The organism is Hydrogenophaga sp. A37 (genome assembly GCF_002001205.1).
In the GTDB taxonomy this organism is placed as follows: Bacteria; Pseudomonadota; Gammaproteobacteria; order Burkholderiales; family Burkholderiaceae_C; genus Hydrogenophaga.
This window is the reverse complement of sequence record NZ_MUNZ01000059.1, coordinates 41,922-56,006: the sequence shown is the minus strand read 5'-3', so window position 1 is coordinate 56,006 and position 14,085 is coordinate 41,922. Positions and strand designations below refer to the sequence as shown.

Annotated in this window: 1 protein-coding gene; it reads right to left on the bottom strand. The window is 65.2% G+C overall.

The features are described 5' to 3' along the window. On the bottom strand, positions 1 to 14,041 hold a 14,041-nt coding region (locus B0E41_RS26425), incomplete at its 3' end, for a tandem-95 repeat protein (protein ID WP_253194572.1). Positions 14,042 to 14,085 lie beyond the last annotated feature (44 nt).

Below are 14,085 nucleotides of genomic sequence, written 5' to 3'. Positions count from 1 at the left end.
GTGGCGGAGTGACCGGGACCGGTGTGCCCTCACGCGGTGGGGACGGATCTTCCGGAAGTGGCACGGGAGCGGGTGCAGGCGCAGGCGCGGGCGCCGGTGGCGGCGCCGGCTGGGGCGCGGGCGCCGGCGGGGGCACCGGTGTGCCCGCTTGCACCGTGATGTTCAGCGTGGCCGTGTCGGTCCCGCCGTTGCCGTCGCTCAAGGTGTACACCACCGCTGGCACCGCACCCACAAAGGTGGACACCGGGTCAAAGGTGTAGCTGCCGTTGGCATTGACCGTGAGCGTGCCCACGTTGGGGATGTTGAGCGGTGTGCCCGGCACCCCGATCAAACCGCCCACCGTGAAGCCGCTCACTGTCAACGTGTCGCCGTCGACGTCGCTGTCCACACCGTCTCCGGTGTTGTCCGTGATCAGGTTCCCGCTCACCGGCACGTCTTGCGTGGTCGTCTCCACGTTGTCCGTCGCCACCGGCGCATCGTTGACCGGGTCGATCAGGATGTGGATCGTGGCCGTGGAGGTCAGGCCGTCCGGGTCGGCGATGGTGTAGTCCACCGGGATCGGTGTCGTGGTGTTGTAGTTCGGATTCGGTGTGAACGTGAGCGTGCCGTTCGGGTTGAGCACCAGGGTGCCCACCGGCGTTCCGTTCGGATCGTTGATCACCACCGGCGTTCCCGTCACGATCGGGCTGCCGTTGATCTCCGTGATCGTCAGCGGCTGGCCTTCCGGATCGCTGTCGTTGGTCAGCGGGTTGAAGGTCACAGGCTGGTCTTCCAGACCCCGCACGTTGTCGTCCTGCGCCACCGGCGGATCGTTGGCCGCATCCACCAGGATGTTCAGCGCCGCCGAGTCACTGCCACCTTCACCGTCGCTGATGGTGTAGATCACCGGTGGGATCGCGCCCTCGAACCCGGGCACCGGGTCGAAGCTGTAGCTGCCGTCGCCACTGATCGTGAGCTCGCCCACGAAGGGAATGTTCACCGGTGTGCCCAGCACGCCCGGCACGCCGTTGACCGTGAAACCCGTGACGGTCAATGGGTCGCCATCGGGGTCGCTGTCCACACCACCCGCGGTGGTACCGTTGCCGTCGTCGGTCAGCAGGTTGCCGCTCACCGTCGTGTCGGGCGCCGTGATGGCGCTGTTGTCTTCCGCCACCGGCGCGTCGTTCACGCCCGTGAGCGTGATGGTCAGGGTCGTGGTGGCCGTCTGGCCGCTCGGGTCGGTCACGGTGTACGAGAACACGTCCGTCACCACTTCACCATCGGCCAGCGCCTGTGCCGCTGCCGTCGGGGTGTAGCTGTAGCTGCCGTCGGCGTTGAGCACCAGCGTGCCGTGGGTGCCCAGCACCGGCTGGCCCACGTCGCCTGCCACACCATCGACCGCGCTCACCGACAGGCTGTCGCCATTGGGGTCGCTGTCCACACCACCGGGGGTGCCGGTGCTCTGGATCACACCGTTGGCCGCCAGCACATTCAGCGGCGCCTCTTCGGTGGTCGCGTTGGTGTCGGCTTGTGCCACCGGCGCCAGGTTGGTCTGGCCGACGGTGACCGTCACCGTGGCCGTGGCCGTGGCGCCCGACGGGTCTTCCACCGTGTAGTCGAACGCCGCCGGGCCGGTGTAACCCGTCGTCGGGGTGAACACCAGCTCGCCGCCCACCAGCGACACCGTGCCGTTGGGCACGGGCACCGGCGCACCACCTTCGGTGATCGGCTGGCCTTGCACCTCGGTGACCGTCAGTGGATCGGCATCGGGGTCGCTGTCGTTGCTGAGCACGTCAATGCTCACGGGCGTGTTCAGCGGGGTGACCGTGGCATCGTCCGTGGCCACGGGGGGTTCGTTGACCGGGGTCACCTCCACCGTCACGGGCGCTTGCAGCTCGTTGCCCAGCCGGTCTTGCACCGTGTAGGTGAAGTCCACCGGGCCGTTGAAGCCCGGCTCTGGCGTGAACACCAGCACGTCGTCGGTCGGGTCGCCCGGCGTGCCGCCGTTGTTCAGGCTCACCTCGCCCACCGGCAGACCGGTGATCGGATCGTTCAGCACCACGGGCGTGCCCACCGCGATCGGCTGGCCGTTGATCTCCGTGATGGTCAGCGGTCCTTCGCTGCCCGGGGCGTCGTTGTTCAGCACGTCGATGGTCACCGGCGTGTCTTCGGGCGTCGTCGCGCTGTCGCCCACCAGCGAGGGTGTCTCGCTCAAGGGCTCCACCGTGAGGCTCAGGGTGGCCGTGTCGGTTGCGCCATCACCGTCGCTTAGCGTGTACACCATCGCAGGCACCGAACCCACAAAGGTGGGCAGCGGATCGAAGGTGTAGCTGCCGTCGGCGTTGACCGTGAGCGTGCCCACGTTGGTGATGTTCTGCGGCGTGCCCACCACGCCAGGCACACCCCCCACCGTGAAGCCGCTGACCGTCAACGGGTCGCCGTCGACGTCGCTGTCCACACCGTCTCCGGTGTTGTCCGTGATCAGGTTCCCGCTCACGGGCACATCCTGCGTGGTCGTCTCCACGTTGTCCGTCGCCACCGGCCCGGGGTTCACCGGGGTGATCGTGATCGTGCCGGTGAAGCTGCCACCGTTGCCGTCGTCCACCGTCACGGGAATGCTCACCGGGCCGGCGTTGTCCACTGGGGGTGTGCCGCCCAGCACGTGGGTCACCGGGTCGTACGTCACCCAGGCCGGTTGACCGGTCAGATCGGGTGTGAAGCTCAGCACGTCGCCCGTGTTCGGGTCCGTGAAGTAGCTGTCCAGGTCCACGGCCACCGGCACGTTGTCCACCGCCGGCACCAGGAGGTTGTTCGGGTCGCCCGGATCGATGCTTGGCGTGCCTGGCGTTGGGTCCGGATCGATCAGGATCGGTGGCAGGTTGGTCACATCCAAGGTGTGCGTCGCGCTGTCCGTGGCGCCGTCCTGGTCCACGATGCTGTAGTTGATCACCACCGGTCCACTCACGCCCGGGGCCGAGGTGAAGGTCCACACACCACCCACGTTGTTCAGTGTGCCCAGGGCCGGGTTGGCCAGCGTGGCCGTCGTCACCGTCAGTGGGTCCCCATCGGGGTCCGTGTCGTTCGCGAGCAGCGTCACCGCCGTGGCCACTTCCGAGGCCACCGCCTGCGTGTCGTTCACCGCATCCGGCCCGGGGTTCACCGGCGTGATCGTGATCGTGCCCGTGAAGCTGCCACCTTGGCCATCGTTCACCGTCACGGGAATGCTCACCGGACCGGCGTTGTCCACCGGGGGGGTGCCGCCCAGCACGTGGGTCACCGGGTCGTAGGTCACCCAGGCTGGTTGACCGGTCAGGTCTGGCGTGAAGCTCAGCACGTCGCCCGTGTTCGGGTCCGTGAAGTAGCTGTCCAGGTCCACGGCCACCGGCACGTTGTCCACCGCTGGAACCAAGAGGTTGTTCGGGTCGCCTGGATCGATGCTCGGGGTGCCCGGTGTTGGGTCCGGATCGATCAGCACTGGTGGTTGGTTCGCCACGTTGACCGTGTGCGTTGCGCTGTCTGTGGCGCCGTCCTGGTCCACGATGGTGTAGTTGATCACCACCGGTCCGGAGACCCCGGGTGCTGAGGTGAAGGTCCAGACGCCACCCACGTTGTTCAACGTGCCGAGGGCCGGGTTGGCCAGCGTGGCCGTCGTCACCGTCAGTGGGTCCCCATCGGGGTCCGTGTCATTGCCCAGCAGCGTCAATGCAGTTGGTGTTTCTGCGGCAGCGGCTTGCGTGTCGTTCACCGCGTCCGGCCCGGGGTTCACCGGCGTGATCGTGATCGTGCCCGTGAAGGTGCCACCTTGCCCGTCGTTCACCGTCACGGGGATGCTCACCGGACCGGCGTTGTCCACCGGCGGCGTGCCGCCCAGCACGTGGGTCACCGGGTCGTAGGTCACCCAGGCCGGTTGACCCGTCAGGTCCGGTGTGAAGCTCAGCACGTCGCCCGTGTTCGGGTCCGTGAAGTAGCTGTCCAGGTCCACGGCCACCGGCACGTTGTCCACGGCCGGCACCAAGAGGTTGTTCGGGTCGCCCGGGTCGATGCTTGGCGTGCCCGGTGTGGGGTCCGGATCGGTCAGCACTGGTGGCTGGTTCGCCACGGTGACCGTGTGCGTTGCGCTGTCTGTGGCGCCGTCCTGGTCCACGATGCTGTAGTTGATCACCACCGGTCCGGAGACACCCGGGGCCGAGGTGAAGGTCCACACACCGCCCACGTTGTTCAGCGTGCCCAGGGCGGGGTTGGCCAGCGTGGCCGTTGTCACCGTCAGCGGGTCCCCATCGGGGTCCGTGTCGTTCGCGAGCAGCGTCACCGCCGTGGCCACTTCCGGGGCCACCGCCTGCGTGTCGTTCACCGCGTCCGGTCCAGGGTTCACCGGCGTGATCGTGATCGTGCCGGTGAAGGTGCCACCTTGGCCGTCGTTCACGGTCACCGGCACCACCACAGGTGTGCCCGCGTTGTCCACGGGCGGCGTGCCGCCCAGCACATGGGTCACCGGGTCGTAGGTCACCCAGGCTGGCGCAGCGCTCAGATCGGGTGTGAACGTCAGCACGTCGCCCGTGTTCGGGTCCGTGAAGTAGCTGTCCAGGTCCACCGACACCGGCACGTTGTCCACCGCTGGAACCAAGAGGTTGTTCGGGTCGCCTGGATCAATGCTCGGCGTGCCCGGTGTTGGGTCCGGATCGGTCAGCACCGGTGGTTGGTTCGCCACGTTGACCGTGTGTGTTGCGCTGTCCGTGGCGCCGTCCTGGTCCACGATGCTGTAGTTGATCACCACCGGGCCACTCACGCCCGGGGCCGAGGTGAAGGTCCACACACCACCCACGTTGTTCAACGTGCCCAGCGCGGGGTTGGCCAGCGTGGCCGTTGTCACCGTCAGTGGGTCCCCATCGGGGTCCGTGTCGTTCGCGAGCAGCGTCACCGCCGTGGCCACTTCTGGCGCCACCGCCTGCGTGTCGGTCACCGCGTCCGGTCCGGGGTTCACCGGTGTGATCGTGATCGTGCCCGTGAAGCTGCCACCTTGGCCATCGTTCACCGTCACGGGAATGCTCACCGGACCGGCGTTGTCCACCGGCGGCGTGCCGCCCAGCACGTGGGTCACCGGGTTGTAGGTCACCCAGGCCGGTTGACCCGTCAGGTCCGGTGTGAAGCTCAACACATCACCCGTGTTCGGGTCCGTGAAGTAGCTGTCCAGGTCCACGGCCACCGGCACGTTGTCCACGGCCGGCACCAAGAGGTTGTTCGGGTCGCCTGGATCGATGCTCGGGGTGCCCGGTGTTGGGTCCGGATCGATCAGCACTGGTGGTTGGTTCGCCACGGTGATCGTGTGTGTTGCGCTGTCTGTGGCGCCGTCCTGGTCCACGATGGTGTAGTTGATCACCACCGTGCCACTCACCCCGGGGGCCGAGGTGAAGGTCCACACACCTCCGACGTTGCTCAGCGTGCCCAGCGCCGGGTTGGCCAGTGTGGCCGTCGTCACCGTCAGCGGATCCCCATCGGGGTCCGTGTCATTGCCCAGCAGCGTCAATGCAGTTGGTGTTTCTGCGGCAGCGGCTTGCGTGTCGTTCACCGCGTCCGGTCCAGGGTTCACCGGGGTGATCGTGATCGTGCCGGTGAAGCTGCCACCGTTGCCGTCGTCCACCGTCACGGGAATGCTCACCGGGCCGGCGTTGTCCACTGGGGGTGTGCCGCCCAGCACGTGGGTCACCGGGTTGTAGGTCACCCAGGCTGGCGCAGCGCTCAGATCGGGGGTGAACGTCAGCACGTCGCCCGTGTTCGGGTCCGTGAAGTAGCTGTCCAGGTCCACCGACACCGGCACGTTGTCCACCGCAGGTACCAGCAGGTTGTTCGGGTTGCCCGGATCAATGCTTGGCGTGCCCGGTGTTGGGTCCGGATCGATCAGCACTGGTGGTTGGTTCGCCACGTTGACCGTGTGTGTTGCGCTGTCTGTGGCGCCGTCCTGGTCCACGATGGTGTAGTTGATCACCACCGTGCCACTCACCCCGGGGGCCGAGGTGAAGGTCCACACACCACCCACGTTGTTCAGTGTGCCCAGGGCCGGATTGGCCAGCGTGGCCGTCGTCACCGTCAGCGGATCCCCATCGGGGTCCGTGTCATTGCCCAGCAGCGTCAATGCGGTTGGCGTTTCTGCGGCAGCGGCTTGCGTGTCGTTCACCGCGTCCGGCCCGGGGTTCACCGGCGTGATCGTGATCGTGCCTGTGAAGGTTCCACCTTGGCCGTCGTTCACCGTCACGGGCACCACCACGGGTGTGCCCGCGTTGTCCACCGGCGGCGTGCCGCCCAGCACATGGGTCACCGGGTCGTAGGTCACCCAGGCTGGTTGACCCGTCAGATCGGGTGTGAACGTCAGCACGTCGCCCGTGTTCGGGTCCGTGAAGTAGCTGTCCAGGTCCACCGACACCGGCACGTTGTCCACCGCCGGAACCAAGAGGTTGTTCGGGTCGCCCGGGTCGATGCTTGGCGTGCCCGGTGTCGGGTCCGGATCGGTCAGCACCGGTGGCTGGTTCGCCACGTTGACCGTGTGCGTTGCGCTGTCTGTGGCACCTGTGGGATCGCTGATCGTGTAGTTGATCACCACCGGGCCACTCACGCCCGGGGCCGAGGTGAAGGTCCACACGCCGCCCACGTTGTTCAGTGTGCCCAGGGCGGGGTTGGCCAGTGTGGCTGTTGTCACCGTCAGTGGTGAGTCACCATCCACATCAGAGTCGTTGGCCAGCAATGTCAATGCGGTTGGCGTTTCTGCGACGGCGGCTTGCGTGTCGTCAACCGCATCGGGTGGATCGTTCGCCGGCGCCATCGTCAGCGTGAGCGTGGAAGTGTCGGTACCGCCAGCGCCATCGCTCACCGTGTAGGTGACCACGGGAATGGCACCGGTGTAGTCGGTGGCCGGCGCAAAGTTGTACGAACCGTTGGCGTTGATCGTGAGCGCGCCAACACCCGCGATGGTCGCGGTCTGGCCCGCCGTCAGCGTGTTGCCATTCACCGTGAAGTCTGTGATCGTCAGCGGGTTGCCGTCAATGTCCGTGGCGTTGGCCAGCAGGTCTTGCGGCGAACCATCGACCACCGTCAGCGTGATGTCTTCCGTGACCGTGTTGGTCTCGTTGCCGTCCACTGGCGCGTCATTCACGGGCGCCATGCTCAACGTGAGCGTGGAGGTGTCCGTGCCGCCCTGCCCGTCACTGACCGTGTAGCTGGCCACCGGAATGGCACCGGTGTAGTTGGTTGCCGGCGCAAAGCTGTACGAGCCGTTGGCGTTGATCGTCAGGTTGCCCACGCCCGCGATGCTCGCGGTCTGGCCGGCTGTCAGCGTGTTGCCGTCGACCGTAAAGTCCGTGATCGTCGGCGGGTTGCCTTCGATGTCGCTGTAGTTGTTCAGCAGGTCGCCTTGTGCGCCTGGGGCGCCGTCGGCCACCGTCAGCGTGATGTCTTCCGTGACCGTGTTGGTCTCGTTGCCGTCCACCGGTGCGTCGTTGACGGGTGCCATGGTCAACGTGAGCGCGGAGGTGTCGGTGCCGCCCTGGCCGTCGCTCACCGTGTAGGTGGCCACCGGAATGGCACCGGTGTAGTTGACTACCGGCGCAAAGCTGTACGAGCCGTTGGCGTTGATCGTCAGGTTGCCCACACCCACGATGGTCGCGGTCTGGCCCGCCGTCAGCGTGTTGCCATTCACCGTGAAGTCCGTGATCGTCGGCGGGTTGCCTTCGATGTCGCTGTAGTTGTTGAGCAGGTCACCCTGCGGGCCGGCCGCACCGTCGACCACCGTCAGGGTGGTGTCTTCCGTGACCGTGTTGGTCTCGTTGCCGTCCACTGGCGCATCGTTGACGGGTGCCATCGTCAGCGTGAGCGTGGAGGTGTCGGTGCCGCCCTGGCCGTCGCTCACCGTGTAGCTGGCCACCGGAATGGCACCGGTGTAGTTGGTGGCCGGCGCAAAGCTGTAGCTGCCGTTGGCGTTGATCGTCAGGTTGCCCACGCCCACGATGGTCGCGGTCTGGCCCGCCGTCAGTGTGTTGCCGTTGACCGTGAAGTCCGTGATCGTCGGCGTGCCGCCTTCGATGTCGCTGTAGTTGTTGAGCAGGTCGCCCTGCGGTCCTGCCGCACCGTCGGCCACCGTCAGCGTGATGTCTTCCGTGACCGTGTTGGTCTCGTTGCCGTCCACTGGCGCATCGTTGACCGGAACCACATGGATGGTGGTGGTTGCGGTGTTTGAATTGAATGTACCGTCGTTGACGACGACCTCGACCATTCGATCTGTCACATCGGGTGTGTCAGAGGTGTTTTCGAAGCGCAGCGCTTCGAGCGCAGTCTCATACTGCGCCAGCGTTGCAGAGCCGGTCAACGTCACAGTGATTTGCCCGGGAACACTGGTGTCGATGCTGGCCGCAATACCTGCTGGCAAGCTGCCGCCCACCGACAGCACATCACCCGTCTGTGCGTTTGTCAGGACCACCGTGGCCGACTCAATGTGGGTATCGTCCACGTCTGTGACAGATGAGTCCAGATCGGCAATGGCGACCGCCGGGCCGTTTTCCGTGAAGGTGGTCACATAGTTCGGGTTGGAGCTGACCACCACCTCGTTGAGTGCAAAACCCGTCACTGCGAGATCATTGCCATCCCCAGCACCCGAGGCTGTGGACATGGCCAGCGTCACGCTGGTGGCTGCGCCCGAATTCCAGGTGCCTGAAAACTGCTCCCACACACCGGCCGTGAGGTAAGACAGCTGCCCGGAAGCGACCACGACGCCGTCAATGCGCAATTCAAATTGCGGGTCTGCGGACCCATCGCCGGTCGGACCTGCCCAGTCGTTCACATTGGTGGCCCACACGGAAAACTCGTAGTCGGTGTTGGGCTCCACCGTCAGCGTTTGCGACCAATAGACATCCCCTGCCGTGGGTGAGCCATTGATGTACATCATCTGACCTGTCGTGCTGCCAAACGGATCTGCAGTCACCAGGTCGGACCCGTTGGGCATCCAGTTCACACTGGCATCGCCAATGAAATACTGCCCTTCGTTAAACAAGACGAAGGATCCGCCGCCGGTCGTGTAAACGGACGAAAAGCCGGAATTTCCAGCCGCGAAGTCGCCATTCACCACCAGGTTGGAGCCCAAGGTCGTGCCCCCACCCAATGCACCGCTGGAGTCGTCGCCATCCAGGTCCAGCACTGGCGGGTCGTTGTCTGGAACCATGGTCAGTGTCAGCGTGGAGGTGTCTGTGCCTCCAGCACCGTCGCTCACCGTGTAGGTCGCCACCGGAATCGCACCGGTGTAGTTGGTGGTCGGCGCAAAGCTGTACGAGCCGTTGGCGTTGATCGTCAGGTTGCCCACACCCACGATGGTCGCGGTCTGGCCTGCCGTCAGCGTGTTGCCGTTCACCGTGAAGTCCGTGATCGTCGGCGTGCCGCCTTCGATGTCGCTGTAGTTGTTGAGCAGGTCGCCCTGCGGTCCTGCCGCACCATCGACCACCGTCAGTGTGATGTCTTCTGTGACCGTGTTGCTCTCATCGCCGTCCACCGGGGCGTCGTTGACGGGCGCCATCGTCAGCGTGAGCGTGGAGGTGTCGGTGCCGCCCTGGCCGTCGCTCACCGTGTAGCTGGCCACCGGAATCGCGCCGGTGTAGTTGGTGGCCGGCGCAAAGCTGTACGAGCCGTTGGCGTTGATCGTCAGGTCGCCCACACCCACGATGGTCGCGGTCTGGCCCGCCGTCAGCGTGTTGCCGTTCACCGTGAAGTCCGTGATCGTCAGCGGGTTGCCGTCCACGTCGGTGGCGTTGGCCAGCAGGTCTTGCGGCGAACCATCGGTCACCGTCAACAGCGTGTCTTCCTGTACCGTGTTGGTCTCGTTGCCGTCCACCGGTGCGTCGTTGACATCCCTGAACAACAAGTCGGTCGTCAACGGAACCGCATTGGAGCCATCGGCCGCCAACGCAGGAACACCGTCCAGATTGAAGGTGGTGCCCGTCAGGTTTTCGTCGTTGGTGTCGACGCCATCGTTGACATCGCTCCCTTCAAATGTGTCGAACAGGCCATCACCGTCTGTATCGGTGGTGCTGGTGACAGAGGTCGGGCCACCGTCTCCACGCTCGGCCACATCCGCCGTGCCGTCGGCGTCGCTGTCGGCGTCGAGATAGTCATCCGCGGTGTCACCGTCGGTGTCGACCGGGGTCAATCCCTCGCCAGCACCCGGTGCGCTTTCGTAAATGTCATCCAGCCCGTTGCTGTCGCTGTCGGTGCCCGAGGGAGCGATGTATCCCGCCGTGGTTTGTGCCTCGACGTTGTCGGTGATGCCATCATCATCCGCGTCGATGTCCCGCGAAGTGCCCAAAGGCACGGTGACCACCCCGAAAATCAGACCGTGTGGGTCGTTACCGGTGTAGGTCAGTGTGAAGCTGGAGATGTCCCCGGCGATCTCGTAAAAGGTGTAGCCGTTGGCCACGGTGGACAGATTGGAGCTGACGACGGTGCCCGTCATGCCCGGCGTGGTGGATTCCACGCCATCGAGCAGGGAATACTGGTTGGATCCAAAGACGTCTGCGTTGGCCAGGACGGTGAGGTTGGTGCTGGACGTGATGGTGGTGAACGCCGTTCCGCCGAACTCTTGGGCCAGTCCGGCGATGCCAATCACGAAGTGGTACTCGTGATCAGCGGTATCGAGGCTGTCGGCCGTCGCGCCGTAGTCGATCTCGATCACGCGCGGAATCGAGCCGATCAAGTCCAGGTACTGCGTCGGCATGGTCACGGAGGTGCCATACATTTCGACCGTCATCGAGGTGATCGGAGGTTGATATCCCTGCCACTGATTACCTCCTCCCACGTCCCCTGACAACACGGTGACGGTGACACCCCCATCCGGGAGGGTGGCCGCGCCTGCCGGGTCGAGCGGAAAGGTGTGGCTGAATGGCGCGTTTTCCAGCACGTCGGCCTGCACCGTGGTGGGAGACACCATGGCGACAAGGGGGGTCCCTGCCTCCACCGAATCGATGATGCCGTCGTCGTCGTCGTCGATGTCGTCGTCGTCGTTGACGCCGTCACTGTCGAAGTCGGGGACAACGGTGATGTTCAGAATGCCCGTGTCCGAGGCCGTGCCATCGGTCACCGTGTAGCCCACGCTGTCGGTGCCTGAGTAATTGGCCGGTGGTGTGTAGGTGTAGCTGCCATCCACTGCCATCACGATGGTGCCTCCTTGCACTGTCGTGAAGCTGCCCGGCACCACCGTCAGGGCGTCGCCGTCCATGTCGATGTCGTTGGCATCCAAATCGACCACCGAAGTGAACGGCGTGTCTTCGGTCACCGTGATGCTGTCATTGATCGCCACCGGCGCATCGTTCACCGGCGTGATCACCAGCGTCAGCGTGGAGGTGTCGGTCCCGCCGGCACCGTCGGACACGGTGTAGGTGGTCACAGGGATCGCACCGGCGTAGTTCAGCACGGGCACAAAGACGTAGCTGCCGTTGACATTGACCGTGAGAGTGCCCACGCCCGCGATGGTCGCGGTCTGACCGGCCGTCAGCGTATTGCCGTTGACCGTGAACTGTGTGATGGTCGGCGTGCCGCCATCCACATCGGTCACGTTGTTCAGCAAGTCGCCCGCCGCGCCATTGGCCACGGTCAGTGTCGTGTCTTCGATGACCGTGTTGGTCTCGTTGCCATCCACCGGGGGATCATTGACGGCCGAGACCGTGATGTTGACGGTGTCGGTGTCCTGGAGCCCCGCCACGTCGGTCGATCGGACGGTCAACACCGCCGGGCCAAAGTAGTTGGAGGTCGGCAGGTAATTGATCGAAGCCAGTGCAGCGTTGATCTGGGCAGCGGTGCCCGAGAGGGTGAGCGAGCCCGTGCCGTTCCCTCCCGAAGAGATGGTGGCGCCACCGGCCAGGTTCACATTGAGCGTGCCGTTGGTCACCGTCAGCTGGGTGGTGCTCAGATTGCCGTCGGGATCGTTGGCCGACACGCCGGTGATGGTCAGTGTGGTGTCTTCGGCAATGGTTTGTGCGCCAGGAACCACGTTCAGGGGTGGTCGGTTGTTCAACCCGAAGTCGAGGTTCAGATTGGTGGCCCCGATCAGCGTGATGTCGCCATTGGCATTGGTGGCACCGCCCGCCGTGGTGTAGACACGCCCGCCGCCCAACACGCCACCCGTGTCCGTGACTTGCACGATGTAGTTGCCGGGCAACACGCCCGTGAACATGTATTCGCCGTTGGCGTTCGTGGTGTCGATCGCCAGCTCGCGTTCACCGACATCCGCGATGCCGTTGTTGTTGACGTCGTCGACCAACCTCACGGTCACGCCGGCAATGCCAGTGTCGGTACCGTCAAACGTGCCGTTGGCATTGGTGTCGGTGAACACCCGGTCGCCCAGCGTGGCGGTGGGCGGCGTCCAGCTGGCCGCGTCGCTCAACGAACTAGCCAGCGCCGTGGTGCCGTTGGTGGTGATCGCCACCGGAGAGTCGATCAAGGCGCCGGTGACCGGGTTGTATTGCTGCACCGTGGTGCTGAGCAGGTACGTTCCACCCACCTGACTCTGAGCACCTTGGGAAGCGGTGGTGGCCACCGCGACGGTGTTGGTTGCGGTGACCGCCGTTCCGCCCGTGTTCAGGGTGTAGCGTGTCATGTTCACGGCCGTCTGGGCCGCGTTCAGCGTCGAACTTTGCAAGGTGTTGGTGGCCGAGTCATAGGCCAGGTCACCCCAGTCGTTGTTGGTGATGTTCAGCACCAGGGACGCACCTGACACCACCGAAAGACCGTTCGCAGACATGGTCAACCGGTAAATCGAGTCGTCCGTGACGGTGCCGAACCCATCACCACCACTGTTGTTCTCGATGCCGATGTACAGGAGCCCGTTGGCAAACGTGGCCGCGCCGCTGCCCACGCCAGTGGCACCCACCTGCACGCCGTTGTCGGTGAGGTTGGCGTCGATCAGGACGTGGGTGTTGGTGATGAAGTTGTAGGCGAACAGCGCCGTGTTGGCGGCGTTCGCCGTGTTGGACATGTAGTAGATCAGCCCGTTGGCCTGATCCACGGCCAACGAGTTCAGGCCGTCGGCGGCGGCGAGTGCAATGCCACCGACGGTGGCTGGGACCGTGGTCAGCGGCGTGGCCTTGCCGGTGGTGAGGTCGATGCTGTAGATGGTCATGCCCTGGACGCCCAGGACAGCGCCGGCGCCGTTGATGACCGCCGTGGTGAGCAGGCCCGCCATCTGGGAGACCGTGATCACAGCGGTCTCGATGGTGCCGCCCACCTGCGTCTCCAGCACCCAGTCACCGCCCAGCGCCTCTGCGCCGGTGTCGTCGTTGGACGCAGCGACATCGGCGCCCGTGGCTTCGGACAGCGCCTCGACAAAGGCCACGCCGGCATCGGTGGACGACACGTCGCACCCGTACAGCAGCAGGTCGGCATCGTCAGACAACGCGGCGCGGATGGCGGCCAGCTCGTCGGCGTGGTCGCCGGCCATGGAGGTCGCATCCAGTGTCGTGTTGCCCAACTCCAGGCGACCCGGGGTGCCGTGGCTGAGGATGTGAATCGCATCGATCCCTGTGCGGCCGTTCAGGATTTCAGCCATCTGCTCGACGCCATCACGGTTGGCGTCCAGCACATAGACCTCACCGGAGTGCCAGCTCAGGTCATCGGCGATGTCCGCCACCACGGCGTCTACAAAGATGATCTCGACACGTTCTTCGGATGCCTCCGCCGCCAAAGCCTCGGTGGTCGCTGCATCGGTTTCGGCAGGGTCCAGCTCAGGCGCTTCGGCTGTTTCGGGCGAATCGGCTTCGTCTGGTGAAGCCACAACCTCAACCGTCTCTTCCTCTGCAACGTCGGCATCCGCCACGTCATCCGCCCCCGCCACTGGCGCTGCACCGCCCTCCTCTTCGTCAGCAGAAGGGGTAGCAACCACCACGGTGGACGCAGGCGATGCAGCGGGCTCGGGAGCCTCAACCTCTGCCACAGGCTCGTCCGCCTGTGCATCGTCTGCCTCCAGTCGGTCCAGGTCTTCCAGCAAGGCGGTATCGCCCGGCGCCTTGTCTGTCTGGGTGTCGATCATGGTGGCAGGCATGGCGGCATCGAAAACGATGCGTTGCTCCAAAGCGATCTGGCTCG